The 26,136-nt window shown below is 59.0% G+C and carries 29 protein-coding genes and 1 tRNA gene; 19 read left to right on the plus strand and 11 right to left on the minus strand.

Features of this window, described 5'->3' with window-relative positions:
• Position 1 precedes the first annotated feature (1 nt).
• The 3 genes from folP to folE are packed head-to-tail and all read left to right on the plus strand — an operon-like array spanning position 2 to position 2,366.
• The gene (gene folP / locus GOX01_RS09000; RefSeq protein WP_034954017.1) at positions 2 to 799 is read left to right on the plus strand and encodes a dihydropteroate synthase; all 798 of its coding nucleotides are present in this window, start codon (positions 2 to 4) and stop codon (positions 797 to 799) included.
• Positions 796 to 1,695 (plus strand): 2-amino-4-hydroxy-6-hydroxymethyldihydropteridine diphosphokinase, encoded by a 900-nt coding sequence (folK, locus tag GOX01_RS09005; protein ID WP_062269400.1) that lies wholly within the window; start codon positions 796 to 798, stop codon positions 1,693 to 1,695. The genes folP and folK overlap by 4 nt, the downstream gene beginning before the upstream one ends.
• Positions 1,692 to 2,366, plus strand: coding sequence for a GTP cyclohydrolase I FolE (gene folE / locus GOX01_RS09010; protein WP_011253064.1), 675 nt, complete (start codon positions 1,692 to 1,694; stop codon positions 2,364 to 2,366). The genes folK and folE overlap by 4 nt, the downstream gene beginning before the upstream one ends.
• A gap of 16 nt (positions 2,367 to 2,382) precedes the next feature.
• Here the strand turns inward: folE and GOX01_RS09015 are convergent, their stop codons facing one another.
• The gene (locus GOX01_RS09015) at positions 2,383 to 3,225 is read right to left on the minus strand and encodes an SDR family oxidoreductase (RefSeq protein WP_011253065.1); all 843 of its coding nucleotides are present in this window, start codon (positions 3,223 to 3,225) and stop codon (positions 2,383 to 2,385) included.
• Between the two features lie 125 nt (positions 3,226 to 3,350).
• On the opposite strand from GOX01_RS09015, the gene GOX01_RS09020 reads away from it, so the two are divergent.
• Both GOX01_RS09020 and GOX01_RS09025 read left to right on the plus strand, forming a co-directional pair.
• Positions 3,351 to 3,962, plus strand: a complete 612-nt coding sequence (locus tag GOX01_RS09020) for a CatB-related O-acetyltransferase (RefSeq protein WP_011253066.1) — start codon at positions 3,351 to 3,353, stop codon at positions 3,960 to 3,962.
• Positions 3,963 to 4,148: 186 nt separating this feature from the next.
• Positions 4,149 to 5,048 (plus strand): fructose bisphosphate aldolase, encoded by a 900-nt coding sequence (locus tag GOX01_RS09025; protein ID WP_062269402.1) that lies wholly within the window; start codon positions 4,149 to 4,151, stop codon positions 5,046 to 5,048.
• A 22-nt stretch (positions 5,049 to 5,070) separates the two neighbouring features.
• Here the strand turns inward: GOX01_RS09025 and GOX01_RS09030 are convergent, their stop codons facing one another.
• The 3 genes from GOX01_RS09030 to queE are packed head-to-tail and all read right to left on the minus strand — an operon-like array spanning position 5,071 to position 6,967.
• Positions 5,071 to 5,598 (minus strand): 6-carboxytetrahydropterin synthase, encoded by a 528-nt coding sequence (locus GOX01_RS09030; RefSeq protein ID WP_011253068.1) that lies wholly within the window; start codon positions 5,596 to 5,598, stop codon positions 5,071 to 5,073.
• Complete coding sequence (queC, locus tag GOX01_RS09035; RefSeq protein ID WP_011253069.1) at positions 5,595 to 6,323, minus strand: 7-cyano-7-deazaguanine synthase QueC; 729 nt, start codon at positions 6,321 to 6,323, stop codon at positions 5,595 to 5,597. The genes GOX01_RS09030 and queC overlap by 4 nt, the downstream gene beginning before the upstream one ends.
• A 2-nt stretch (positions 6,324 to 6,325) precedes the next feature.
• Positions 6,326 to 6,967, minus strand: coding sequence for a 7-carboxy-7-deazaguanine synthase (gene queE, locus GOX01_RS09040; RefSeq protein WP_011253070.1), 642 nt, complete (start codon positions 6,965 to 6,967; stop codon positions 6,326 to 6,328).
• 134 nt (positions 6,968 to 7,101) lie between these two features.
• Here queE and GOX01_RS09045 point away from each other — a divergent pair, with 134 nt between their 5' ends.
• Entirely contained in the window at positions 7,102 to 7,941 is an 840-nt protein-coding gene (locus GOX01_RS09045) for an ABC transporter permease (RefSeq protein WP_011253071.1), read from the plus strand.
• A 4-nt stretch (positions 7,942 to 7,945) separates the two neighbouring features.
• The gene (locus GOX01_RS09050; protein ID WP_024716927.1) at positions 7,946 to 8,716 is read left to right on the plus strand and encodes an ABC transporter ATP-binding protein; all 771 of its coding nucleotides are present in this window, start codon (positions 7,946 to 7,948) and stop codon (positions 8,714 to 8,716) included.
• Between the two features lie 7 nt (positions 8,717 to 8,723).
• Here GOX01_RS09050 and GOX01_RS09055 read toward each other — a convergent pair whose 3' ends face one another.
• Together GOX01_RS09055 and GOX01_RS09060 are read right to left on the minus strand one after the other, a co-directional pair.
• Positions 8,724 to 9,074: a DUF3147 family protein gene (locus tag GOX01_RS09055; protein ID WP_024716928.1), complete on the minus strand. Its 351-nt coding sequence runs from the start codon at positions 9,072 to 9,074 to the stop codon at positions 8,724 to 8,726.
• Positions 9,075 to 9,148: 74 nt separating this feature from the next.
• Positions 9,149 to 9,225 (minus strand) — tRNA-Asp (locus tag GOX01_RS09060).
• Positions 9,226 to 9,428: 203 nt separating this feature from the next.
• Here GOX01_RS09060 and GOX01_RS09065 point away from each other — a divergent pair.
• The 10 genes from GOX01_RS09065 to GOX01_RS09110 all read left to right on the plus strand — a co-directional run bounded on the left by GOX01_RS09065 (position 9,429) and on the right by GOX01_RS09110 (position 17,673).
• Positions 9,429 to 10,358 (plus strand): retroviral-like aspartic protease family protein, encoded by a 930-nt coding sequence (locus GOX01_RS09065; RefSeq protein ID WP_011253074.1) that lies wholly within the window; start codon positions 9,429 to 9,431, stop codon positions 10,356 to 10,358.
• Between the two features lie 115 nt (positions 10,359 to 10,473).
• Positions 10,474 to 11,949, plus strand: a complete 1,476-nt coding sequence (locus tag GOX01_RS09070) for a methyl-accepting chemotaxis protein (protein ID WP_011253075.1) — start codon at positions 10,474 to 10,476, stop codon at positions 11,947 to 11,949.
• Positions 11,949 to 12,218, plus strand: a complete 270-nt coding sequence (locus tag GOX01_RS09075; RefSeq protein WP_024716929.1) for an STAS domain-containing protein — start codon at positions 11,949 to 11,951, stop codon at positions 12,216 to 12,218. Before GOX01_RS09070 ends, GOX01_RS09075 begins: the two co-directional genes overlap by 1 nt.
• Positions 12,215 to 12,574 carry a response regulator gene (locus GOX01_RS09080; protein WP_011253077.1) on the plus strand — a complete coding sequence of 120 codons (360 nt, stop codon included), beginning with the start codon at positions 12,215 to 12,217 and terminating at the stop codon, positions 12,572 to 12,574. The genes GOX01_RS09075 and GOX01_RS09080 overlap by 4 nt, the downstream gene beginning before the upstream one ends.
• On the plus strand, positions 12,571 to 14,619 hold the full coding sequence (locus tag GOX01_RS09085) for a chemotaxis protein CheA (protein ID WP_011253078.1): 2,049 nt from the start codon (positions 12,571 to 12,573) through the stop codon (positions 14,617 to 14,619). The genes GOX01_RS09080 and GOX01_RS09085 overlap by 4 nt, the downstream gene beginning before the upstream one ends.
• Entirely contained in the window at positions 14,616 to 15,044 is a 429-nt protein-coding gene (locus GOX01_RS09090; protein ID WP_024716930.1) for a chemotaxis protein CheW, read from the plus strand. Before GOX01_RS09085 ends, GOX01_RS09090 begins: the two co-directional genes overlap by 4 nt.
• Entirely contained in the window at positions 15,041 to 15,898 is an 858-nt protein-coding gene (locus GOX01_RS09095) for a CheR family methyltransferase (protein WP_011253080.1), read from the plus strand. Before GOX01_RS09090 ends, GOX01_RS09095 begins: the two co-directional genes overlap by 4 nt.
• Positions 15,895 to 16,950, plus strand: coding sequence for a protein-glutamate methylesterase/protein-glutamine glutaminase (locus GOX01_RS09100; RefSeq protein WP_011253081.1), 1,056 nt, complete (start codon positions 15,895 to 15,897; stop codon positions 16,948 to 16,950). The genes GOX01_RS09095 and GOX01_RS09100 overlap by 4 nt, the downstream gene beginning before the upstream one ends.
• Complete coding sequence (locus GOX01_RS09105) at positions 16,947 to 17,342, plus strand: response regulator (protein WP_011253082.1); 396 nt, start codon at positions 16,947 to 16,949, stop codon at positions 17,340 to 17,342. The genes GOX01_RS09100 and GOX01_RS09105 overlap by 4 nt, the downstream gene beginning before the upstream one ends.
• A complete protein-coding gene (locus GOX01_RS09110) occupies positions 17,335 to 17,673 on the plus strand; it encodes a hypothetical protein (protein WP_131973874.1) in 339 nt (112 codons plus the stop codon). The genes GOX01_RS09105 and GOX01_RS09110 overlap by 8 nt, the downstream gene beginning before the upstream one ends.
• Before the next feature lie 18 nt (positions 17,674 to 17,691).
• Here GOX01_RS09110 and GOX01_RS09115 read toward each other — a convergent pair whose 3' ends face one another.
• Genes GOX01_RS09115 through GOX01_RS09125 form a run of 3 tightly spaced genes read right to left on the minus strand, consistent with a single transcriptional unit; the run spans position 17,692 to position 20,824 of the window.
• The gene (locus GOX01_RS09115; RefSeq protein WP_226986554.1) at positions 17,692 to 18,087 is read right to left on the minus strand and encodes a hypothetical protein; all 396 of its coding nucleotides are present in this window, start codon (positions 18,085 to 18,087) and stop codon (positions 17,692 to 17,694) included.
• Between the two features lie 35 nt (positions 18,088 to 18,122).
• On the minus strand, positions 18,123 to 19,052 hold the full coding sequence (locus GOX01_RS09120) for a 4-(cytidine 5'-diphospho)-2-C-methyl-D-erythritol kinase (protein ID WP_011253085.1): 930 nt from the start codon (positions 19,050 to 19,052) through the stop codon (positions 18,123 to 18,125).
• Positions 19,049 to 20,824, minus strand: coding sequence for a tetratricopeptide repeat protein (locus GOX01_RS09125; protein ID WP_131973875.1), 1,776 nt, complete (start codon positions 20,822 to 20,824; stop codon positions 19,049 to 19,051). Before GOX01_RS09125 ends, GOX01_RS09120 begins: the two co-directional genes overlap by 4 nt.
• Positions 20,825 to 20,925: 101 nt before the next feature.
• Between GOX01_RS09125 and GOX01_RS09130 the strand changes: the two genes are divergently transcribed.
• Together GOX01_RS09130 and GOX01_RS09135 are read left to right on the plus strand one after the other, a co-directional pair.
• Positions 20,926 to 21,771: a uracil-DNA glycosylase gene (locus GOX01_RS09130; protein ID WP_011253088.1), complete on the plus strand. Its 846-nt coding sequence runs from the start codon at positions 20,926 to 20,928 to the stop codon at positions 21,769 to 21,771.
• A 182-nt stretch (positions 21,772 to 21,953) separates the two neighbouring features.
• On the plus strand, positions 21,954 to 23,918 hold the full coding sequence (locus GOX01_RS09135; protein ID WP_011253089.1) for a transglycosylase SLT domain-containing protein: 1,965 nt from the start codon (positions 21,954 to 21,956) through the stop codon (positions 23,916 to 23,918).
• Positions 23,919 to 24,057: 139 nt separating this feature from the next.
• On the opposite strand, the gene GOX01_RS13165 is transcribed toward GOX01_RS09135, so the two are convergent.
• Both GOX01_RS13165 and GOX01_RS13170 read right to left on the minus strand, forming a co-directional pair.
• Entirely contained in the window at positions 24,058 to 25,092 is a 1,035-nt protein-coding gene (locus GOX01_RS13165; protein WP_243695616.1) for a Hint domain-containing protein, read from the minus strand.
• Positions 25,093 to 25,292: 200 nt separating this feature from the next.
• Entirely contained in the window at positions 25,293 to 25,895 is a 603-nt protein-coding gene (locus GOX01_RS13170; RefSeq protein ID WP_228119275.1) for a hypothetical protein, read from the minus strand.
• Positions 25,896 to 26,136 lie beyond the last annotated feature (241 nt).

The following is a 26,136-nucleotide window of genomic DNA, read 5'->3' on the forward strand; positions in this document are numbered from 1 at the left end:
GATGAAGCTGGCTGGAAACGGGCTGGTGGCAGTGATGGGGATCGTGAACGTCACGCCGGATTCCTTTTCCGATGGTGGCCGTTTTCTGCGCCCTGAAGCGGCTGTGGCCCATGGACGCGCGTTGCTGGCAGATGGGGCCGACCTGCTGGACGTCGGAGCTGAATCCACGCGACCGGGATTTGAGCCTGTCCCGGCGGAAGAGGAATGGGCGCGGCTTTCGCCTGTTGTGGGAACGCTGGTGGCAGAAGGTGCGGTTGTTTCGGTCGATACCACCAAGGCGTTCGTGGCCCGACGGGCGCTTGAGGTCGGGGCTGGCCTTATCAATGATGTCTGGGGACTGCAGGCCGATCCGGAAATGGCATTCGTGGTGGCGGATTCGGATGCCGTGGCCGTGCTGATGCATAACCGGCATGAGGTGGATGCGGCACTCGATTTGCGCGCGGACTGGCGGCGATTTTTTGACCGCTCGCTGGAGCTGGCGGAGCGGGCCGGGCTGGTGCGGGAACGGATCGTGCTCGATCCCGGTGTCGGGTTTGGCAAGACGCAGGCACAGAATGTCGAAGCCGTGGCACGGCTTGGGGAGTTGCGGTCCGAATATGAGCTGCCGGTTCTGCTGGGGGTGTCGCGTAAGTCGATGTTCGGGCATTTTCTCGGGCGCGCGGCATCTGAACGGCTGGCGGGGACGCTGGCGACCAATCTGTATGGAGTGGAGCAGGGGGCCGCGATCCTGCGGGTGCACGACGTGCGCGAGCATGTGGATGCACTGAAAATACGCCAGATTCTGAAGGATATCCGATGATCACTCCTGCCCTGACCTCCGTTTTCGTGCGGGATCTGTGCCTGTTTGGCTATCACGGCGTGCTGCCGGAGGAGACGCGGATCGGGCAGCGCTTTGTGGTCGATATCGAGATCCGGGCCGATTTGTCAGGCGCGATTGCGGGCGATGATTATGAGCAGGCTGTCTGCTACGGGACGCTGTGCGATATCGCTTCGGCTATCGTGACGGGGCCGCCTCTGCAGCTGATCGAGACAGTTGCGGGGCGGATTGCCGAGGCGGTTCTGGCGACGCTGGAGCGTGTGGAATGGGTGCGGGTCGAGGTGCGCAAGCCTTCCGCGCCGGTGCCTTATGCGGTGTCGGGGACGGCGGTGTCTGTGGAGCAGGTGCGGGTGCATGAGGTTGCGTTCTCGCTGGGGAGCAATCTGGGGGAGCGTGAGGCTGTTCTGGCGGCGGCGGTGGATCGGCTGTCGCTGGTGGACGGGCTGGAGATTGGGAAAGTCTCGTCGCTGTATGACAGCGCGCCCTGGGGCGGGGTGGAGCAGCCGACGTTTGTGAATATCTGCGCTACCGGCCGGACAACGCTGGAGCCTCACGCGCTTCTGCGGGTCTGCAAGGCGATCGAGGCCGATCTGGGTCGTGTGCCGGGTGTGCGCTGGGGCGCGCGGGCTGTTGATATCGACATTCTTTATTATGGGGAGCGGGAAATCCGGGACCGGGTGCTGACGCTGCCGCATGCGTGTCTGTTCGAGCGGGCTTTTGTGCTCGAGCCCCTTGCAGAAATTGATCCAGATCACGTCATTGGTGGACGTCGCGTGCGGGACGCGCTAGCAGTCCTGCCGCGGAGCCCGGGGGATGTGACCCGGCGCGCGCCTGACGGCACCGGCCGTTGGGGCATCAAGGAGCCTGAACCCGCATGACCAACCTGAACGCCACGATCATGACCGCCGCCTCGGCACGTCTGTCGGACAGTCAGGACAGCTTTTCTTCTGAAGAATTGCGCCCCATGGGAGCATTGCCGCTGCCTGCGGATGCGGAAGTGCGGATTGCGGGTGCGGTGCGGGAGATCCTTAAGGCACTGGGCGAAAATCCGGAGCGTGAAGGCCTGCTCGATACGCCGCAGCGCGTGGCGAAAATGTATCTCGAAGTGTTCAGCGGTCTGCATCAGGACCCGCGGGATCATCTGAAGACGCAGTTCTCGGCGGACCGGCATCATGGTGCGGTGATCGTCAAGGATATCCGCTTTCATTCCATGTGCGAGCATCATCTGCTACCGGTTTATGGCAAGGCGCATGTCGCCTATTTGCCCGCAGGTGGCCGTCTGACGGGGCTGAGCAAGATTGCCCGGCTGGTCGAAGGCTTTGCCCGCCGTCCGCAGCTTCAGGAGCGTCTGACGGACCAGATCGCGCAGGGCATGGAAGATGTGCTCGCGCCAGAAGCCGTACTGGTCGTGATCGAAGCCGAGCACATGTGCATGAGCATGCGCGGCGTGCGCTCACCCGGCTCCACGACCGTGACCTCCATTGCGCGTGGCACCTGGCTGCGGGATAGCGCAGCCAGAACGGAAATCATGTCGCTTCTGCGGGGCTGAGACAGCTCTTCCGGCTTCAGACTGGCGTGGCAGGCTTGATGTCGTAAGCCTTCTGGACCAGTTCGGGGCGCTTGCCGAGGCCGTCTGTCACCTTCTGGCTCCAGATGGCGTCCAGCTGTTCGCGCTGCTGGGAAATGATCTCTTTCGGTTCCACGTTCCGGTAGGTGTCGATGGCTCCGGTCAGAACTCCGATTGTCGTCTCAAAGACGGGTTCCGGATCGTACTGCTCATGCGGGAAGGCGATCTTGCTGTAATCGAACAGGCGCCGGGCGGGATCGTCCTGCCAGCTCTTCCAGGTTTCGAACATGCGGTCGTTGAAGCCGGTGAGGAACGGCCCCGGATTGACGGTGGCGACCTCGATTCCGAATTCCTTCACTTCCTGGCTCAGCGCGGAGGCGATGGCTTCCAGAGCGTGCTTGGACGATGAATAGGCTCCGGCGAACGGGTCTGTGGTCAGACCGGCGACGGAAGACATGAAGACAACCCGGCCTTTCTTCTTCGCAACCATTTTCCGCAGTACGAGCTGCGTGAGCATGACGGGCCCGATGATGTTGACTTCGTACTGACGGCGGAGGTTTTCGGCGGGAATATCGGCGACGGAGCCGCCTTCGGAAATGCCGGCATTGTTGAGCAGGATGTCCACGTCCCAGTCTGCGGCTTTCTGACGGTCACCTTCGCAGGTGACGTCGAGCTTCTCGACGCGCAGGGAGACACCGCGCTTTTTCGCGTCTTCGGTGACGGCATGGACCTGTGCAGCGATTTCCACGCCTGCGATGACGTCAAATCCCTTCGCCGCCAGTCGCAGTGCGACTTCATGCCCGAATCCGGTGCCTGCGCCTGTGATGAGGATGGTTTTCATGCTGTTCTTTTCCGGCCTGAGGAGGTTACCCTTATCCCAACGCGCCGGTCAGTTCCGTTGTTCCGTTTCTTTCTCCCCGGCACGAAGAGTCGCATGGCCGGCATCAGACTGAAGGAGTGATGCCCGTGTCATTTGGAAAGAAAGTGTTTCAGGCCCTCACGCGTTACGCGCTGGCGGCGCAGATCGACGAATGGGGCTGGGATATCGGCCCGCATACTTATGGCGCGCCCACTGTTCTGGAAGTGGAGGAAGCAGGTCTCAGCATCGGCGATTACTGCTCGATCGGGCCCGGTGTCACGATCATCCTGGGCAATCATCGCGCCGATCTCGTCAGTACCTATCCTTTCAGAACCCTGTCGCATTTCTGGCCATCTGCTGCAGAGGGAGAGAACGATCACTCCTCAAAAGGAGACGTCATCATTGGCAATGACGTCTGGATCGGGGCGCATGCCACGATCATGTCCGGGGTGACGATCGGGGATGGCGCCGTCATTGCCGCACAGGCTCTCGTCACGAAATCGGTGCCCCCTTATGCGATTGTCGGTGGCAATCCGGCAAAAGTGATCCGCTACCGTTTTTCCGAAACGGTCATTGCGCGCCTGCTGGCGCTGGCATGGTGGAAGTGGCCGGAAACGCTGGTGGAAGAACGCTCTGGCCGTCTGATGAGCGACGGTATCGAAGCGTTCCTGGACCTTTATGAAAATGCTCCGTACGGGTCCGGGGACGGTTCATCCTGATTTGGTGAGTGGCGTTACGCCTTCATGAGACGGCAGGCTTGCAGTACGGTTTCTTGAAACCGTCGTGCCGGAACTCCCCGGGTGTCCGTGCGATTGGGCTGTGTCGGGAAACGTGCCGCGACAGGGGGTGATCCGTGGGGTCCTTCGGGAGTGGTGACGGTTTTCCCTGTATCGAAGGGGATCTTGATGAGTGCCGCGGAAACGATGATGTCTCAGATGGCGGAAAAAGGCGGGTTTATCGCTGCTCTGGATCAGAGCGGCGGATCCACGCCTGGTGCGCTGAAACAGTATGGCATCCCTGAAAGCGATTACTCGGGTGAGAGCGAGATGTTTGCGCGCATGCACGAGATGCGGGTGCGGATCATCACGGCGCCGTCTTTCACAGGGGACAAGGTGATCGGAGCCATCCTGTTCGAACGAACCATGGATGGAGACGTGAAAGGCGAACCGGTCCCGGCCTATCTCTGGCGCGAGCGGGGGGTCGTTCCGTTCGTGAAGATCGACAAGGGCCTGGAAGCGGAAGCGGACGGCGTCCAGCTCATGAAGCCGATGCCGGGGCTGGATGACCTGCTGGAGCGGGCAGTGAAGCTGGGTATTTACGGCACGAAGGAGCGCTCCACGATCCGCCTGCCGTCCGAGAGCGGGATTCGCGCTATCGTGCAGCAGCAGTTCGCGGTGGCGGAGCAGGTTCGCAGGCACGGGCTGGTCCCCATCCTGGAGCCGGAAGTGCTGATCAAGAGCCCGGACAAGAAGGCCTGCGAGCAGCTTCTGCACGACTATGTTCTGGAGGAGCTTCAGAAGCTTCCCGAAGACGCGCGGATCATGCTGAAGGTGACGATCCCGGAAGTGCCGGATCTGTATGACGATATCGCGCGGGATCCGCGCATGGTGCGTGTCGTTGCGCTGTCCGGTGGCTATCCGCTGGATCAGGCCTGCGAAAAGCTGCGGCACAATCATCGGATGATCGCGAGTTTCTCCCGGGCCCTGATCGGGGATCTGCGCCGTCAGATGGATGATGCGCAGTTTGATGCGACGTTGGGCAGGACGATCGACGAGATCTACGACGCTTCGGTCCACAAGGTCTGAGACCCGGGTTCCGGGCCGGATGTCAGGCGATGCTGGCGTCCGGCCTGTTCCACCAGCACTGTTCCGGTGGCCGCGAAACGGTGGGCAGGTAATGCTGTGGGTTGCCGCCAAGACGGACAGTGTTGGTGGGCGTTTCTTCCAGTTCGATCTCATGGACACGCAGGATGTCGCCCTGATCCGCGAGGATGGCGGTCAGTTTGGCGAGCATGAGAGCCGCCATAAGCTCGGTCGTCGGATCGCCGGGGGTAACGACGATGCGCTGGGCGCGTTCGGGCTCGTTAGTGCGGAACCATGCAAGCAGCGGATCGGTTTCCGAGAGCTGAAGCGCGTGATCGAGGCTGTTATCCACGAAATGGTGCCAGCGCGTCTTGGCCTCGGCGAAGGGCAGGATCATGTTCGCGTGGCCGTCCAGCCGGGTCTGCTTCGCCGGACGCAGCGTCACGCGGACATATTCGTTATGGCCATGCGGGATGGCGCAGCGTTCACTGGCGCCCGTAATGAGGCGGTGGCCCATGCAGAAACGCCGGGTGAAGACGAGTTCGGCGGTCATGCGGCGCCTCCGTGAGAAGGACGGCTTTGCTGGTAACGCCGCCAGCCATCGGCACGCAGGTTACAGGCCGGGCAGGTGCCACAGCCATAACCCCAGTCATGCTGATGGGTCCGATCGCCCATATAGCACGAATGGCTGTCACGATTGATGAGGTTCACGAGCTTCTGGCCGCCGAGTTCTTCGGTCAGATCCCAGGTCTGGGCCTTGTCGATCCACATCAGGGGCGTGTGCAGAACGAAGCGCTGGTCCATGCCGAGGTTCAGCGTGACCTGAAGGGCCTTGATCGTATCGTCCCGGCAGTCCGGATAGCCGGAATAGTCGGTTTCGCAGACGCCCGTGACAATGTGCCGCGCGTTGCGGCGGGCGGCGAGAGCCGCTGCGAAGGTCAGGAAGATGATATTGCGGCCCGGCACGAAGGTGTTGGGCAGGCCGTTCTCGCTTAGTCCAATCTCGGCCTCACGGGTCAGGGCCGTTTCGGACAGGGCGCCGAGGGAGGCGAGATCGATCGTGTGATCTTCGCCAAGGCGTGCTTTCCAATCCGGAGAAAAGGCGGCCATCTCGTTGCGCAGGGTTTCGCGGCACTCGAGTTCGATGGCGTGGCGCTGTCCATAAGCGTATCCGACCGTTTCGACACGATCGAAGCGGGAGAGGGCCCAGGCGAGGCAGGTGGCGGAATCCTGACCGCCGGAGAACAGGACAAGAGCAGTGTTGCTGCTGATGGTCATGGTCAGGGGATTCCGATCAGCTTGTGGGTCTGGAGCGACAGGCGCCAGCGCGGGTGGCGCAGGCAGTGAGCCACGGCGGCCTCTGTGTTGGCGATGCGGTCGGGGCCGTCCATCGGCTGGAGCCAGAAATGGCGGAAGGAAAGCTTCTCGAACATCTCGGGCGGGAGTTCCGGCTGGGGATAGACCAGCTTGAGTTCTGCACCTTCAGTCTGCACGAGTGCACCGCCCGGTTTGGGACTGACGCAGACCCAGTCGATTCCTGCGGGGGCCGCGATGGTGCCGTTGGTTTCCACGGCGATCTCAAAGCCCCTCGCTTTTACAGCGGCGATCAGGGCGTCATCGAGCTGGAGCAGGGGCTCGCCGCCTGTGAAGACGACATAGCGCCGGCCGCTTTCATCGGCGGTGCTGGTCCAGCAGGCTGCAATAGTATCGGCCAGAGCATCAGCGGTTTCAAAACGGCCACCGCCTTCACCGTCCGTGCCGATGAAATCGGTATCACAGAACGAGCAGGCGGCCGTGGCGCGATCCTGCTCGCGGCCCGACCACAGGTTGCAGCCGGCGAAGCGGCAGAACACCGACGCGCGGCCTGTCTGTGCACCCTCGCCCTGGAGGGTCACGAACATTTCCTTCACAGCATATGACATGACCGCAGCATGTCGGCGAGGTTGGCGCAGGATGCAAGGGAAATCATCATGCCAGCCTGCTGCAAGGGCGGCAGAGGGTGGTTTCGGCCCTCAGGGGGGATGGGCAGGACACGCTTTCATGGTAGGGAGAGCGCATGGAAGACATGAATGCCCGTTCTCCTGTTCTGGTTCTTGAACCCCAGCGTGGATGGGGGCTTGTCCGCTCTGCCGCAGCCGATCTGAGGGCAGGTCTGCGGCTGTTTCCGCTCGCCGCGGCACTCGGCTGGCTGGACATCAAGATGCGGTATCGCGGCTCCATTCTGGGGCCGCTGTGGCTGACGCTCTCCACTGCCGTGATGATCGGCGCAACAGGTGTGGTGTACGGCTACCTCTTCCACATGGACCTGAAAACCTATCTGCCCTTCCTGTCGCTCTCGATCGTGCTGTGGGGATATATCGGCACGGTCGTCAATGATGCAGGAACGGTCTTCACGCAGAACACCCCCTTGTTCCATTCAATGCGGATTCCGGCCAGCCTGCCCGTCATGCAGGTGATCGTCCGGAACCTGCTGATCCTGCTTCATAATATAGTGGTGGTCGCTGTCGTATTCGCGGTCTTCCGGATCTGGCCACACCAGATCTGGAGCCTGCTGTTCAGCCTTCCGGTCTGGATCGTGGACAGCTTCTGCGTCATCCTGCTGATCGGGATGCTGGGCGCGCGTTTTCGCGATATTGCACCGATCGTGGCGTCCCTGATGCAGATCTTCTTCTTTGTGACGCCGGTCATCTGGAAGCCCGAGCTGATCACGACCGGACGTCAGTATCTGCTGCTCGATCCGTTCTATTCGCTTCTTGAAATCGTGCGCGCGCCTCTTCTGGGGCGGACGGTGGATGCGGTTGTCTGGGGCGCAGCACTCGGACACAGCGTGCTTCTGTGGCTTCTGGCGGCCATCCTGTTCTGCCGGATGCGGTCGCGCATTCCCTACTGGATCTGATCTGATGCCCGGTATCGTTGTTGACCGTCTCTGTATCGATTTTCCGCTGTATCATGGCCAGAGCCGCTCCCTGAAACGGCAGGTCGGCAAGACCCTGACCCGCTTTGCACCGTCATCGCCATCGGCGCATCTGATGCATGACCAGCGGGAACGCACGATTGTCAGCGTGCTGCGGGAAATCAGTTTCACGCTGCGCTCCGGCGAGCGGCTGGGGCTGATTGGCAGTAACGGCGCTGGCAAGACCACGCTCCTGCGGGCCCTTGCGGGCATCTATGAGCCTGTCGCCGGGCGGGTCCGGCTTGAGGGAACGATGCGGACCCTGCTGGATAGCAGTCTGGGCATGAATCCCGATCTGACCGGTCGGGAGAACATCCGTCTCAAAGGTCGGTATGAAGGACTGTCACGCCAGCAGATCGACCGGATCGAACAGGACGTACAAGACTTCGCGGAACTCGGGCCTTACATGGACATGCCGGTGAAGGCCTACAGTGCGGGCATGAGTGTCCGTCTGGCGTTCGGTCTGGCGACGGCGTCTGCTCCGGAGATCCTGCTGATGGATGAATGGTTTCTGGCGGGCGACGGCATTTTCATGAACAAGGCCCGCACCCGGCTTGAGGAACTCGTCCAGAAGGCGGAGATTTTGGTGCTTTCGACCCATCAGCCCGAAATCATGCGTCAGTGGTGCACGCGTGTCCTGTGGCTGGAGAATGGACATGTCCGGATGGATGCCTCACCGGACGAGGTTCTGGACGTCTATCTGGCACACACGGGCTGAGACGTCCTCAACTCCCTGAACCAAACCGGGTGAGCGCCCAGGTCGTCCCGAGATACAGGATGATCGTAAGGGCACACCCTGCCATCAGGGCCACCCAGAACGGCACTCCCACCCTCAGCAGCCGCGGAATGAGCAGAAACATCGGCAGGGACGGAAGCACATACCAGAACGTCGCTTCCGCATGGCGGCTCATGATGAGACGGTCAGGCTTTTCCATCCAGAGCCAGATCATGCCCAGAACCGATACCAGCGGCAGGGATGCAATCAGGGCACCCGCCCCCGGATAACGTCGCGCGACGCCTGAGGCTGCAGCGATCAGAACACCCGAGATCAGACATTTCAGAATGAAGAAAACCATATCCTTACCTAGGAGTAAGCGATCGTTTTCGGAATTTGTTTTTTCTGGGAATGTGGCCAACTCCAGGAGAGGAGTGGCGCGAGTGACGGGGCTCGAACCCGCGACCTCCGGCGTGACAGGCCGGCGCTCTAACCAACTGAGCTACACCCGCAAAGCTGCTTTTCAGCATCTTGGGACCTTCCGTTCGGGAAGCTGTTTGGCTTCCTCTCGGTCGGTGGCGGTGATTTATCAGCCTGCCCGGGGGGTGGCAATAGGGTTTTCTGAAAAAAAAGCTCACCTGGCCAAAAAAACTGCCTTGCCCGGTCCGGATGGGACGTATCCTTTGTAACGGATCGATACAGATGCGGGGATGTCATGACGCTGGGCCGACTGGGTGCGCTTCTGCTGATGGGGACTGTTCTTGCCGGGTGCGAGAGTGGTCCGCGTCAGTGCAAACTGATCATAAGCGGGGACATGCCGGTTCTGAATGACTGGGGAAGCCCCATCGTTCGTGCCGCAATCAATGGGCATCCCGTCGCGCTGATTGTTGATACGGGGGCTTTCTCCACCACGATCGGGAAGAGTTTCGTGGAGCCGCTCGGTCTGGACGATACAGGTGGAACCGTGTTCGTCCGTGGCGTCGGGGGAGACGAGTACGCGCGTGTCATGACAATCCGCACGCTGGACATGGGAAGCTCCAAGGCCCTGAACATCGCTGTGGCCGGAGCCGGGAAATTTACCGGAAAGATCGCCGGCCTTCCGATCGTGGGATTGTTTGGGCGTGATTTCCTGGGGCGCTACGATACGGTCGTGGACATGCCATCCCATCGGGTACGCCTGGTTGAAACCGAGGACTGTGAAACGCCGACGCCCGGATGGACGGGGCGTATTCATACGGTTCCCATCAGCCATCCCTATAACGGCGGCCAGAAGACCACGCTGGATATCCGCCTGAATGGCCACGCGACCGATGCTGTTCTTGATACGGGAGCAGCCAGCAGCCTGATCAGCATGGATGGCGCAAGAGCTGCGGGTGTGACGCGGGCCATGCTGGAAAAGGACCCGGTTACGACCGGTTATGGCCTCACGCGGGATCCGGTGAAGAATTATCGCCATCATTTCGACACCCTCCAGATGGGCGATATCGTCTTTCGCGATGTCGTATTGAGGGTCGGGGGTGATCTTCCCGATACGGATGCCCTGCTGGGAGCGGATGTTCTACGGCATTACCGGATCTGGATTCCCCGCTGGGGCCACCGGATGTTCGTCCAGCACGATGTCGATATTCCAGCATCAACCAATTGAAGAAGTCTGAGAGGCATTAACGGAGTTTCAATCAACTGTTCTCTAGGAAGGGAAGCATCTGGTCGGCTGCATGCGGCTGCCGTGGTGTGATCTGTGTTTCTGGAGGCGGTCTGGCATGTCCGACATGCGCTTTGTTCCCATGCAGCGGAGTTCCCTGTTGCGCAGGCGCCTGCTTCTGGCGTTTGCCATCCCTGTCGCTGTTTCTGTCTGTCTGGTGGGATGGCGCCTGAAGACTGCGGCGAGCCATACTGCAGGTATCTGGCAGTCCGTTTCCCCTGAACTGGCTCTTCTTGGTCTCTTTTGTGTTGCTGGAATCGTCGCTTTCTTTCAGGTTGCGGCTTACGGGGACGATCTGGCCGGAGGCTTGAGGCAACTTGCGTCGGAAGGAACGCTGCCACGAAACGTCCGTGAAGCCAGCCTGATCCGCTTGCAGGTCCTGCTCGGTGAAGCTCGGACGCATGCCGAGCGCAGCGACGCCATGACCGCCCAGGCGCAGTCGGCCCTTGCTGCTGTGCGGATCGAAGCCGAAGACGCCCGCCAGTCGGCAAGAGAAGAAGCATCCGAGCATGAGCGCGTTATTGCGGTTCTCGGAAATGCAATGGCCAGTCTGCGCGATGGCGAACTGGACTTTCGTCTCGAAGAGGCTCTGCCGGACCGGTACGACCGGCTGAGGCAGGATTTCAATGATACCGCATCGTCGCTTCAGAAGATGATGCTGTCGCTGAATGACAGCATTTCAACGATCTCCTCCGGATCGGCGGAAATCGCCTCGGCTGCCGACGATCTGGCCCGTCGTACGGAACTTCAGGTCGCCCGGCTTGAAGAAACCACAGTCTCGGTGGGGAACGTCACGGAGACGGTCCGCAAGACGGCGGCAGCGTCCGTCCATGCCAGTGAAGTCGCAAGTCAGACCCGCGATCGGGCCGAGCGGTCGGGTGAAGTGATGGCGGCGGCCACGGCGGCCATGCAGGACATCCAGCAGTCTTCCATCCATATTGCGCAGATCCTTGGCCTGATTGATGACATAGCCTTTCAGACCAATCTCCTGGCATTGAATGCCGGCGTTGAAGCCGCCCGAGCGGGAGATGCAGGCAAGGGATTTGCCGTCGTCGCTGCCGAAGTCCGGGCCCTGGCTCAGCGCTCGGCTGATGCCGCCAAGGAAATCAAGGGGCTCATCACCTCAAGCACACAGCAGGTCAGCCGGGGCAGCTCCCTGGTTGAAGAGACAGGGGTCGCGATGAAATCCATCGTCGAAAATGTCAGTGAAATCAGTGTTCTGATCGGGGAAATCGCGACGGCTGCGCGCAGTCAGGCCAATGACCTTTCGGAAATCAGCGTTGCGGTCAGCCAGATGGATCAGAACACCCAGCAGAATGCTGCGATGGTCGAAGAGGCCACGGCCGCCAGTCATAATCTGAGCGCGGAAGCTCGGGAACTCGTCGGAAGCCTTCAGCGGTTTCGTCTGAAAAGCCTGCATGACGCCGAAAAACCTCTTTTTGAGAGCGAAATGCCAGCCTCTGATCTTCCATCGTCGCAGTGGGGAAATGAGTCCTTTCAGACATCGGATGAAGGATGGGAGGAGTTTCGCTGATGAGCGTTCTGATGCTGCCTGAGCTACTGGACACCAAATACGCCCTTCCTTTTTCGGAACTCCTCAAAAAGGAAGAGAGGGAGTTTGTTCTGGATGGAAGTCAGGTTGGCCGGGTCGGTGGCCTCTGTTTCCAGATGCTTGTCTCCGCGTACCGAACGGCGCAGATGCAGGGTGCCGGTTTCGAGATCAGGAATATTTCTGATGCGATGAGAGAAAATCTTCAGCTGATGGGCGGGGATTTTCTTCTGGAGGCGAAGGGCGACGCATGAATATTCTGGTCGTTGATGATTCCCGAACCATGCGGGACCTGGTCAGTCGAGAGCTGCGTAAAGACGGTTATGAGGTGGAAACTTCGGAAGACGGCGTTGAAGCGCTGGAAAAAATTTCCGATTTTCTGCCGGCAGTCATCATAACAGATCTGAACATGCCGCGTATGGATGGGCTGCAACTGACCAGAGCCCTGCGCGCGCGGTCAGATACAAAATACGTCCCCATCATTTTTCTGACGACGGAATCCGGTGACGATCTTCGTCGTGCCGCACGTGAAGCAGGTGCGACCGGGTGGATCGTCAAACCGTTCGATGGTCCCAGGCTGCTTGCAGCGGTGAGGCGTGTCAGCGCATGAGCACTGAAGATTTCACCGATGATATGGACGCGATCCGACTGATTTTCTTTGATGAATGCGACGAGCAACTCACGCTTCTGGAAGAAGAGCTGACGGCGCTTGAGGACGAGCCGGAAAATGGAGAGAAGATCAACACGATCTTCCGGTGCGTTCACTCCATCAAGGGCGGAGCGGCCGCCTTTGGCATGGAAGATCTGGTAAGATTCTCCCATCTTTTCGAGAGCGTGCTTGACCGTTTCCGGTCAGGAGAACTGTCCGTAAATGCTGAGAGCATCAGGGTTTTTCTCAAGTGCAAGGATGCGCTGTCGGATATTGTTTCAGACTTTAAAAATGGGGGCAGCACTTATGAGGTTGCTCCGGAGATAACTGCCGACCTGGAGCACTATCTCGGGTCTGATGCTTCGGAACCGGAGCCGGCCTCTGAAGAGGTCAGGACGGAAGATATCTTCGGCATGTCTTTTGCGCCGGTGAAAATTGAAATTGATGCGCCCAGTGAGCAGCAGTTTTCAATTGTTCTGACTGTATCCCCGGAGTTTTATGAGCGCGGAGATGACATCCGGAATATCCTGATGGCATTGGAAGGTCTGGGGCAGATTAAGGTACAGGTTGATAGTGATGCTGTGCCACTTCTTGCCGATATTTCACCGGGCCAGAGTTATCTGACGTGGCAAATTCTGCTGACAACAGAAAAGTCACGAGAGAGCATTGATGAGATTTTTGACTGGTGTGGCGATGATCTGCAGGCGGTCATTACATCCGTGCCGGAAGAAGCTGAACAAACCAAAATACCATCTGCTCCGGTTGCAGAAGAGAAAACGGATCCACCGGTCCGAAAAGGAACCGAGCGAAAGGACTCTGCGACCGTTCGGGTTGATATCCAGCGGATCGACAAACTGGTCGATCTGATTGGAGAACTGGTGATCAACCAGGGGGCTATTCAATCCCAGATGCGTCGTAACAAGGTGCCGGGAGATTCATTTCTGGGGAGTGTGGTCACAGCGCAGGAGCAGCTTATCCACGAACTGCAGGAAAACGTCATTACGATGCGCGCCTATCCGATCAAGACGGTCTTCCAGAAGCTGGGGCGTGTTGTGCGGGAGACGGCCAGACTGACAGAAAAGCAGGTTCGGCTTGTTCTGGAAGGAGAGGACACAGAGGTTGATCGGTCCATTCTTGAAAAGCTCTCCGATCCTCTGACCCACATGGTTCGCAATGCCATTGATCACGGCATTGAAAGTCCAGAGGTCAGGGCGCAGGCGGGAAAGGATCCTGAGGGTCTGCTCCGACTGCGTGCCTTTCAACGCTCTGGTCGGATCATCGTGGAAATTCAGGATGACGGGGCCGGTCTGGACCCGGACAGGATCTACGAAAAAGCTGTTGAAAAGAAGATTATTGAAAAGGGTCAAAGGCTGGATCGGGAAGAAATCTATTCTCTGATTTTCGAGCCGGGGTTTTCGACTGTTGCAGAAGTGACCGATGTCTCAGGCCGGGGCGTGGGAATGGACGTTGTTAAACAGAGTCTTCAGCAGATCAACGGACGGATTTTCATCAGTTCATCGAAGGGAAAAGGAACTATATTTTCCATTTCTCTGCCTTTTACCCTCTCCGTTATCGAAGGCATTATCTTCAAGTCGGAAGGACAGGATTTTGTCGTTCCGATCAATAATGTTTCGGATACAATAATATTCGATAATAGTAAGGCGTTTCATATTGGAGAAGGAAAATATGGATACCCTTATCGGGATGGTTATCTGTCCGTAATTTATGCTTCAGACCTTTTGGACGTTCCTTCTGATAAGAAAAATCAGAAAATATGCTTCGTTATCGAAAATGAAAACGAAGAAAAAATGGCATTCATTGTAGATAAGATTATTGATCAATCGAGGTTCGTGGTGAAAAATCTCGAAGATAATTATCGAAAAATTGCCTGCTTCTCGACTGCGACCATTCTGGGCGATGGCAACGTAGCATTTATTCTGGATGTGGAATTTCTCTTTGGTGAGCTTTTGAAGAAAAGAGAAAGTTCATTGGAGGAAAGAGTATGATTGGGGAAAAAGCGCTGGTCTTTTCTTTGGGAAATCAGGAATTTTCCATCCCGATTTCGGCTGTCAAGGAAATCAAGACTTGGTCAAAAGCAACGCCTTTCCCGGCGGCACCGGCGTTTGTTGAAGGCGTGGTGAATGTTCGGGGATCCGTAATTCCACTCGTGGATATGGCCCGGATGATGGGCGTTTCTGAGAACAGTAATGAGAAGAAAGCTATTATTTTTCTGAAAAACAAAGACAAGGTTATCGGGTTCTCCGTTTCAAATGTGACAGATATTTCGGATTTGGATGAGGAGGAATTCAAGCCTCTTCCTGAATTGTCCAGCGATGATCTCAAATATTTTCTGAATGGAATCCAGCCTGTAGCAGATCGTCTGATATTCTCTGTGAATGTAGACGCGCTGTTTGAGGGGAGTCTGCAATGACAGCGATCCCTGTGCTGGAAACAGACGGAATTTCTGATGGAAATTTCCGGATTATCGCTGGAATTGCCAAGAGTTACGCTGGAATTTCTCTGTCAGAAAAGAAAAAGAGCCTCGTCTATTCCAGAATTTGCCGCCGTGTCCGGCAGGAAGGGTTTGGCTGTTTCGACGAGTATTGTGCCTTCCTGATGAGCGAAGCAGGTTCTGACGAACGTCAGCATCTCGTTTCGGCGTTGACAACAAATGTCACCAGTTTTTATCGGGAAAAACACCACTTTTCATACTTGGAATCCCTGCTTCGTCAGCAGTTATATGGTCGTTTTGAACGCGGAGAAGAACTCAGGATCTGGTCTGCGGCCTGTTCGAGTGGCGAGGAAGCATATTCGATCGCCATGACAGTCATAAAATGTCTGTCCACCATTCCGCATCTGAAAGCGAAAATTCTGGCAACAGATATAGATTCCGATGTTCTGCAGCAGGCTCGCCTGGGGAGCTATGCTTCCATAGAAGCCGAGGCTCTTTTTGAAGACGGAGTGCTGACGTCCTGTCGGCTTGAAGACGACCGGGTCGTCATGTCTGAAAAAATCCGGGAGATGATCCGTTTCCGACGCCTCAATCTGGTTGAACCCTGGCCATTTTCATCCTGTTTCCATGCCATTTTCTGCCGGAATGTCGCGATCTATTTTGATCGCGAAACGCAGGACCGGTTATGGGGTAACCTTTCTGCGCGTATTTTCCCGGGGGGAGAGCTTTATCTGGGGCACTCGGAGCGTATAGCTCATCCTGAGCGGTTTGGAATGGAAAGCTTCGGGCATAATGCCTATCGCAAGGTTTCGTCTGGCAGGAGGCGCTCTTGAGTGGCGCAAGACCCCTGACTGTCGTGGTCGTCGATGATTCCCTGACGACCCGCGCCCTGATCGCGGCCGCACTTCGGCGGGATCCCAGAGTAAAGATCGTGGGGACTGCCGGAACGCCCTTTGAAGCGCGTGATCTTATCGTGCGGCTGAATCCGGATGTGCTGACGCTCGATTTCGAGATGCCGTCCATGAATGGTCTGCAGTTTCTTGAAAAGATTATGAGGTTGCGGCCGATGCCCGTCGTGATGGTGTCGGGTCATCTTTCCAGTCACCGGGGACTGGTTGAGCAGTCGCTCCGGATGGGAGCTGCGGAATGGTATTCGAAAACGACCACGGCTAACGGCGAGGATCCGTTTGCAGGGCTGGGAGATGCGATTGTCCGGGCTGCGGCCATGAAGCAGCAGGCTCCTGTGCCGGTTGCTACAGATTCTGCAAACAGGACTGTTCCGAAGATAGGCACTGTCGTCGGGATTGGGGCATCGACAGGGGGCGTGGAAGCCTTAACGGATGTTCTGGGGCATTTCCCCGTGGCCTGTCCGCCAACGGTTATCGTGCAGCACATGCCGCGGCAGTTTTCAGAAAGCTTCGCACGTCGTCTGGACCGGATCGTGAAGCCGGAAGTCAGGCTTGCGGAAGAGGGCGATATGCTGAAACCCGGCACGGTGTATGTCGCGTCTGGTGGAGAGCGCCATCTGCGCGTCCGCTGTGGCGCTCGGTCTGGAGAATATGTCTGCCAGCTGGTTGCGGCCCCACCCGTTAACGGACATCGCCCTTCGGTGGATGAGCTGTTTTATTCCCTCGCCACCACAGTCGGGAAAAATGCTGTGGGGGTCATTCTGACGGGGATGGAATGTGACGGGGCGCAGGGTCTGCTGGCCATGCGTCATGCCGGCGCCTCCACAATCGGTCAGGACCGGGCGAGTTCCGTCATCTATGGCATGCCCCGAGCCGCATACGAACTGGGCGCTGTCGAGACGCAGCTTCCACTTTCCGCCATTGGCCCAGCCATTCTCAATCTTTGTGAACGTCGCTCTCTGGAGACATATCCATGATTTCAGCCTCCTCCATGTCCGTCCTTCTTGTCGACGATCAGACATCCATCCGCTCTATCCTGCGTAATACGCTGAGCCAGATCGGCTTCGTACAGATTGCGGGTGTCCGGAATGGGCTGGAAGCGCTCGAACATCTCAAAAGCAATCAGGTTCATCTGATTATTTCGGATTTCAACATGCCGGATATGGATGGGCTTGAGCTTCTGAAAGCGGTCAGAAGTAATGCACGGACTGCGAAAACGGGTTTCATCATGCTGACCGGACAGGCCAGCAAGGAGCTGGTTCAGCAGGCCATTGCGGAAGGGGTGAACAATTTCCTGGCCAAGCCCTTTACGGCAAGTTCGCTCAAATCCCGTATCGAAGCCGTTTTTGGACCGATCTGCAGTGTCTGAGGTGTCAGGGACGCTGGCATTGCCGCAAATTCTGGAAGGCGTGGGGGCGCAGCTGTCTTCAAGTCTTCAGGACCTGCGCCGGCTGGAGGACGCCTGTCTTAAGGCGTGTGTGGGCGAGAGTGCCATGCATCTGCAGGATTTCGACAGGATCACGCAGGTTCTGGGCCAACTGGCGCAGTGTTGTGAGCAGCTGAGTCATGAAAGCGGTGTGAGGGAGGTGCAGGTTCAGCGTTCCATAGTGGATGGCCTGACACTCTCAGAGGTTCGGCAGCGTCTGCTGGCAGGTGCCGTTCAGGTTTCCCCCGAGGCGGGGGAGATGGAACTTTTCTGAAATCCCGGAAGGATTTTGTCAGCTCGGTTTGCTCGCGTCATCGGGGTTGGAGCGGATCATGGTTCGCTGTTTCTGCAGGCCGCGAATGATCTGCTCGACGTCCTGCGGGCCGAAGACGATCCCTACCGGACCATAAGCCGGGTGCTGGAAAGCCAGCATGGAGCCTTCGGTCAGGGCATCGATCTGCAAGGCCCAGTTCGTTGTGTAGACCGGCGTAAAGCGCGCACCGGCAATAGGTGCCGGAGGCTGTTTTTCAATGAGGCTCGCATGTGCCAGCCCGAGACTGGTGATCAACTGGGAGAGCTGCTTCTCGTCCAGGGCAATGCTGCCTGAAACGCCGCTGCCTTCCAGGAAAGACAGGATGATGGTCTTGCCGTCCTCTGAACGTGTGACCTGCATGCGTGGTGCTGTCATGACGTCCGTCGCCTTTCTGCCCGGTTGCGTTGTGATCAGGTGGAAGCCCCAGTGTGGTGAAAGCCGCCCGCCCATGTCCACCAACCCAGACGTGCGCTCTGTGCATTCAGGACGTGGGCTGCGGCAACAGCGCTTTCGGGACTGGAGAAAATGCCGAAACAGGTGGCACCCGAACCGCTCATGCGGCTGAGCAGGCAGCCTGGCAGGCTCTCGATCGAGGCCAGGACCGTGCCGATGACAGGGCATTGTGACAGAGCCGGGGCCTGAAGATCGTTCGTGGTGGCGTTTAGGTCGGCCACCATGTCCTGCGCCGTGTTCCAGCGGTCAGGCAGAAACGGCTCGGGACGCTCAACAATACCGCCTCCTGCCGCGAAGGCCCGGAAAACGTCCGGTGTCGAGACACCGACGCCCGGATTGACCAGCAGGAGACCTGCATCTGGCAGGACAGGAGCGGGGGCGAGGATTTCCCCGATGCCCTGCATCCGTGTCGGGCGCTGGGCAACGCAGACGGGAACATCCGCCCCCAGTGTCTCGGCGATCGGAAAGAGGGCTGCCTGATCGACATTCCATTCCCGCGCCAGCAGACGCAGCGTTGCGGCGGAGTCAGCCGACCCGCCACCGATCCCGGATGAGACGGGCAGGTTCTTTTGCAGTTCCAGATGAAAGGATTCAGTCAGCCCGCCAATCGTGGTGCCAGCCTGGGCCTGAAGGGCGCGGGCGGCACGGAGCACGAGATTCTGGTCGTCCGCTTCAAGGCCCTGTCCGAACGGTCCGTCGATCGTCAGCGACATGGTGTTGCTTGGAGCAGTAAGGGTAACGCGGTCTGCAGCGCCTGCGAACACGGCAAGACTGTCGAGCAGGTGATAGCCGTCATCGCGGCGGCCGGTGATGTGCAGGAACAGGTTGATCTTGGCGTGCGCGGTGGCCTGAGGAGCGGCGGAAGAAGTCGTGTCTGGAAAGGTCATTGTTTCTGTTCGAAAGCTGCGAGATGGGGGCCGCCGTTCTGGAGCGCCTGCATCAGAAGGGCGCGATCCTGCGGCTGGGGGTTGTCGTCCAGGGACTGGTTCCACTGGTCCTGTGCGTCGGTATGCCGTCCGAGATACCAGTAGGCAACGCCGAGATGGTAGCCGATTTCAGCATCGCTGGGCGCATGTTCCGCAGCCTGCACCAGGATGGGGAGTGCGGTTTTGATATCCGCGCGATATTTGAGCAGGGCCCAGGCATAGCTGTCCTGAATGGAGGCATCAGTCGGCTGGAGATCGACGGCCTTTTTCAGCATGGCAAGGGCCTGAGCCTGATCGGCGTCGTGCTCGATATTGGCATAGCCCACGAAATTGAGCACTTCGGGCTGGTCTGGCGCGAGTTCCAGCGCATGCTTCATGTCGTCCTGCACCATGGGCCAGTTGCCGCTCTCTTCCGCAGCCATCGCGCGGCCGAGCAGGATGGGCCACAGGATCTCCTTGCGGGGCGGAGAAGCCTTGAGGGCGCGGGTATAGAGATCAATGGCCTGCGTATGATTCCCGCGCTGGTCTTCGACTTCCGCCAACTGGATCAGGAATTCGGGATTGTCGGGACGCAGGACGAGGGCGCGATGCAGGGCATCGGCTTCCTGCTCGAGGTCGCCCGAGCGCAGGGCCAAGTTGATGCGCTCCTGTGCAGCCAGGGCGGCGAGAGGGTCGGAAGGCGGGATGCCATCCAGTTCAGCCAGTCCGCTGGAGATCTGGTTGGCTTCCCGAAAGGTGTCGGCCAGAAAGATGCGGGCGATCGTCAGGCCGGGATCAAGAAAAATCGCCTGTTGCAGGGCAATGATGGCCGGGTCCCGCGGAATGCCGTCCTGCTGGATGACATCCGTGATCATGAGGGCGATCTGCAGGTTGAGAACCGCGCCGCCAAGGGCCGGGCTCGGGCTCTTCAGATGCGGAAGGCTCTGCTGGATCGGGCCGATGACGAGAGAGGCCAGAGGAGACGTCACGCCAAGGGCTGCGATGGCGTCACTGGCCTCCTTGTGATGGCCGTGGCGTTCAAGCCAGCTCCCATAGAGCTGTGCATAGAGGATTTGGAGTGTCAGCGGGTCGCCGGAAGCATTTCCCGTCCGGTGATAAAGCTGTCCTGCCAGCTGCGGGTTGGGAAGAGATTCCGCGATCATGGCCGCATGCAGAAGATACAGTCTGCGGGTCGCGGGTTGGGCTGCCGCTTCTCCCAGCAGATTCAGGGCCTTGTCGGCATGTCCCTCGGCCGCAAGGCTCCAGGCCATGAGAGTGGGGGCAGCAATGGCGACGAGCGGACCGTGATGGGGGCTGCGGGTCAGGATACGGCGCATTTCGGCCCAGTCCTGACGGGCAAAGGCATCCTGCGCGAGAATGAGGGTCCCGATATCGCTGCCGACGTCATGATCGGGCAGTGCGTTGGCGAGTCTGACAGCCTCGGCCTGTTTCCCGGCCATCGCGGCGTAACGCAGGGCATCATGCTGCAACTGGAGATTGTGCGGGGCGAGGGGCAGGGCATGCGAAAGCGCCAGATTGGCGGCGGAAACGTCTCCGCGTTCCATCATGACGGTCGCGGCCATCATCCAGCCGGTCAGGGATTTTTCGGGATTGACGGCCGGCAGCATAGCGGGAGGAACGGCGGCCGCGGCGCCCCCCGTGAGGCAGCCACCCAGCACAAGAGCGGGAAGCGCCAGACGGAGCGGACGGGAAAAATCCTCGAATGATCTGGGCCAGCCGCGTGTGATCTGCATAATGGACGAAACTCTAGCCCTCTTGAAGCCTGACGCCAACCGCTCCTCCTTTTCCGTGAGAGCAGGGCTGCCGGCCCGGAGGCAACCAGAACGGATAGATCATGACGCCCCAGCCGGTTGTGAGCCGGGCCGAACTTCTGGCCGCGCTCCAGCTTCAGTATGAATGGGGAGCCGACGAGGCTCTGTGCGAACTGCCCGTGGACCGTCTCTCCGAGGCGGCCCCCCGGCTGCCTGCTTCCATGCCGCAGCGTGAGGGCGAGGGACAGCGGACGGCTGCGCGGCCTTTGCCGGAAATGTGGGATGGCACGCGTCCAGCCGGCGCAAAGGTTACCGGAGTGGCAACGGGGAGCCTCTCCTTGCAGGCGCTGGAGAAGGCGCCTGATCTTCCGACCCTGATGCGACTGACAGAGGCACCGGACGACCTGTTTCTGGCCCGGACCGCCACGCACCGGCTGGAACCGGTCTTCGTGGAGGACGCACCCTTCATGCTGATCGGCGAAGCGCCCGATGCAGACGAGGACCGGTCCGGCACACTCTTTGCGGGAGAGGCGGGGGCGCTTCTGGAGAAGATGCTGCGGTCAGCAGGGCTGGAGCGGGGGCAGATCTCCATGGCGCCGGCCCTGCCGTGGCGACCGCCGGGCGGGCGGACTCCGAGCGATACGGAGATGCAGGCCTGCCATCCGCTCCTGCTGCGGACGATTGCCCTGTGTCGGCCCCGCTTTCTGGTGACGATGGGGGTGACGCCCCTGAAGATGCTGCTGGGGCCGGATGCGGCTGTCGGACGGTTGCGCGGGAAGTGGACGGAGGTTTCGGTTCCCGGGCTTGCGACTCCGGTTCCGCTCCTGCCGATGCGTCACCCCCTTCAGCTGCGGGCCAGTGCGGCTGCGCGGCGGAATGCGTGGCAGGATCTGCTGATTCTGATGGAGAAACTGGCTCCGGAGGGATGAGGACCAAACCGGTACAAATGGCATCGTCAAAAAACTTCGGGAAAACGTAAAAAAACGCGCCAAGACAGGTGTTTGCCACTGGATTGTTTTGAGGTTGGGTTATATCATTGCCCAGTCCAAGGCTGCATCAAACTTAACAAGTTCTTGCCAACGGCATGCAAAGCGGCTAGCAACCCGCTGCTATGCGAAGGACAACCCCTTTCATTTCTGGCAGTAACGCACGGGCTCTGCTCGTCAGCGTGCTGATTCTGGCTGGTGGCTCACTGTCCCCGGCGCGTGCGGCAAGCACACGAGAACTCCCCCCTCAGCCGGAGCGGGTGGGAGATGAGACCGCTTTTGCCGAAGCCCGTCCGTCTCTGGGCGGGGATGGCATTGTTTCGCTTCCCCATCCGCTCACCGCTGCAATGGCCAGCCGCTACCGGCTGATCTTCCAGGCCCAGCGGGAAGGCAACGCCCGGATCGTTCAGGATCAGATGCGTCTGGTGACGGATCATGTCCTGCTGCCGGATGTGCTGGCCGAGCGCTATCTGGCGCCGGGCGCCCATCCGGCCGTCGAACAGCTCCGGGAATGGCTACATGACTATGCCTCCCAGCCCGATGCCGCCAGTATTCAGGCCCTGCTGCTGAAAATCGCGCTTCCGGGAACGGTGCAGCCCCAGTCCTTCGTCCGTCCGCTCGCTGCTGATGCGCGGGCTGAAGACGTGAAGGGCATATCTGCTCCGGTTGATCCCCTGCTTCATGCCTTTGTGCGTAATCCGCTTCTGGACCGGACGGTTCAGGAGCGGGTGCTCTCCGGCGTGCGGGGGGCGGAAAGCGCCCTGCATCTTGTGGATATCACGCCGGGCATGACGGCGCCCTATGCCGCCCAGCTTTATGGGGAGGTGGCGCTTGGACTGCTGTCCCAGGGCGAAACCCTGCTGGCTCTGCGGCATGGCAGCGCGGGATTTGGCCGCGGCAACAGTCAGGTGGGACTGCCTGCTTATGTTGCGGGTCTGGCAGCCTGGCGTGAAGGCCATATCGAGGCGGCCTACGACCTGTTCCAGTCCGCCGCCAATGCGCCTGTCACGACGGTGGAACTCCGCGCGGCTGCTGCCTTCTGGGCCGCACGTGCCGAAGGGCGGCGTCATGACATGGTCGGCTATGTGAAATGGCTCCATCGCGCCGCCATTCACCACGAGACGTTCTACGGTATTCTGGCGTCCCAGACGCTTGAGCTCGGACGGCACGGTCATGCGCGTCTGCCGGATGGCGGCGTGGAAATCACGCTGCACGATCCGGTGCCCGTTCTTGCGGAAATCGACGTCGAGGCAGTCGGGGCCCTTCCGCAGGGGCGTCAGCTCTTCGCTCTGCTGCAGGTCGGCGAGCGGATGCGGGCCGAGAACCTGATCCGGCGCATGTGGGTCGATGTTGCGGATGACAGCGCGCGGTCCCGCTCGCTTCAGCTCGTGGCGCAGGCGGCGGGTTATGAGGACCTGTCCGAACAGCTCGCCTCCCTCATCATGCATCAGGAAGCGCAGATGACGAAGCCGACGCCGCTTCCCCTGCCATCCCTGAAGCCCAGCCATGGCTTCCGGATGAACCCGGCGCTGGTCTATGCCCTGACGCGGGTTGAATCCAACTTCGACCCCTCGGCGACGTCAGGTGCCGGAGCGCATGGTCTCATGCAGATCCGTCCCGTAACGGCCAGCTTCGTCACCGCGTCGCACATGACGTATGACGCGCATGGCGTGGCGGTGATCCCGGTTGCGCCGGATATGGTCAGCCGTCTGCACAACCCGTCCTCCAATCTGGAGATCGGGCAGCTCTACGTGCTGTATCTGGCGAACCAGTCCAGCCGGGTCGCAACCGTTACGCCTCCCGAAGGCGGTGATCTGGTCCGGGTTCTGGCCTCCTATAATGCCGGCCCGGGTGCCATTGCTCGCTGGGAAGGCGCACAGAAGGCGGATATGCACGATCCGCTGTTCTTTATGGAAACGCTCCCCAATGGGGAAACGCGGGACTATGTCCATCGCGCCCTGACCTACACCTGGCTTTATGCGCACCGCATGGGGCTGCCTTCTCCGTCGCTGAAGGCGCTGACACGGTCCGAATGGCCGTCCTTCGGGGAAGAGCAGGCCATGGCGCATGAGCGAATGGCGCTGAACTAAAAGATACGGAACAAAAAAAGCCCCGGCCTGGACCGGGGCTTTTTTGTTCCGCTGCTGTGGGTCCGTATGAAAGACCGTAAATCTGCTCACGGCCATAAATGGAACCGTGAGCAGATCGCACAGTGGTTTTCCTACACCTTCAGGCCCGACGGGCCGTCTGTTCCGCGGGGAGGACGGTGTCTGTAAAATAGGTGTTGGTCGCCAGGATGGTGATGGAAAGAACGCCAAAATGCAGAGGCGCGCGCTCGCCGAGCGGGATGAGACCGTTTCCGGTCGTCCAGCGGCAGCGTGCGTTTTCCGGCCCTGCCCATCCGTCGAGGGGCTGATGCTCCAGATGCGCTTCGAGATCGGTGGTGTTTCCTGAGTCGAAAAACACGATATCGCCCACAAGAACGCCAAAGGCGCGACGGTCATCGACGAAAGGACCGATCGTGTCACAGGGACGCGATGCGCGGGACATGAGCCTGACCGAGCTGATCCCTGGCGGAATCATGAACAGGATCCGGTCTTTCGTCTGTCGCATCGGATAGATGATCTGGCCGTCTGATGCGAGGAGATGCAGATCGGGGTCTTCTGTGATTTGCTGAGTCTGGCCCGTGCTCGCCTTTGATGTGTCCAGCTGGCAGTGAGTAAGCGCGCGGGCTTCGATCTGGCGATAGAGGGGCTCGACGAAGGCCCGGCTGACTTCCAGCGGCGCTGCGGCATCTTCCCAGCTTTTGTGCTGGCCACCGATGGCGAGGATTTTTCCGTCCTGCCGGAAGGTGTGACGGTTGCCTGTATCGAGATAGCTTTCGGTCAGCATGCCGTCAGCCATGATGACCGAATGCTCCCTGGTCTCGAGGTGGAAGTATTCGTAGGAGGTCAGGGACCGGTCGTAGAAGATGGAACTGCCGTTTACGAGCATTCGGGCGGGGACAAAGCGGCCGTCCATGAACAGGCAGTGTTCCGCTGTGATCAGCATGTCCTTGTAAGGGACATTTTCCGAAATGGCGTTGGCGAGGATGCGGATGGGATAACCCGCCTGGTCATCCGGCATGAACGGGTTGGTGGTGGCCTGTCGCCAGCCGGTCCAGATGACTTCGCGGACAACGGGTGTGCCCTCCTGCCATACGAGGATCTCGTCGCCCGTGCGGATGTCCTGGATCGGGGTTTCGCCAGACGGCGTGCGGATCATGGAGTCAGCAAGGAAGCAGACGCCAATATAGGTGTTACCGTCGGAATAGGTGATGCTGAGCGGGTTATTGTCTGTGCTCAGGGCATTGTAGGTGCCGGTTGCGAGTGTGGTGCCGCTGGCCAGCGTGACAGTATAGGTGGCGATTTCGGTATTGCCATTCCCGCCATAGAGCGTGATCGTGCGTGAGGAACCGCTCCCGGCTATTGTATATCCGGTAATTTCGGTAACCGTATTCTGGAGTTCGATCGTGTCCTTGGCCGGGTATAGTTGGTGATCGATGTGCCGCTCAGGTTAATGAGCGTACCGCCGCCATTGAGGATCAGGGTTCCGCCGCCAGTACCGAAATTGATTGTGGAGCCGGTCAGGACGCTGGCGAGATTTGACCCGGAAACGTAGGAACCGCCCTCACTGATGTTGATGGTGGAGCCCTGAAGCGCGCTGGCAATAAGGCCGCTTGAGAAGGTCAGTTCCCCACCAACGACATTCAGTGTCAGTCCTGATACAGCGCTGACGCCTAGAGTGACAGTCGTGTCGCCGCCAATATAAAAATTCACGGCACTGAGTGCATTGAGAAGAATATCAATATCGCCGGTTGATCCGGGAACACTGACATAGGTTCCACTCAGAAGGCTGGCCGGAACGACAACAGAATCGGACCCAGTGACGATATTACCTGTTGGAACATTGGACAGTGTGGTGATGGTAGTGCCAGAACTGTCTTTAATGGTGACATTCTGCAATAAGCCCAGGAGGTCAGACTGAGTAACGGTATAAGTGGTGTTGGTACCGGGATATGAAGTCATGATACTTCCCCTTTTGTGTTAGGATTGCACTAACATCCGTCCTGATTTTATCCTGCATTTTGTTAGCGATATAAAAACAAGACTTATATAACTCCCACAATTTTTCGATTCTGCTCAACAAAAAATTAACTCAAATATAGGTTACTTTATCGATACTTTATTTAGAAAAAAATTGATTGTATTTAACAAATAAAATGTGTCTTCCGTGGTTTATGAGATGTATTCTCAATACGGATTTTAG

Origin of the sequence: Gluconobacter oxydans (assembly GCF_006539685.1) — a bacterium.
Lineage (GTDB): Bacteria > Pseudomonadota > Alphaproteobacteria > Acetobacterales > Acetobacteraceae > Gluconobacter > Gluconobacter oxydans.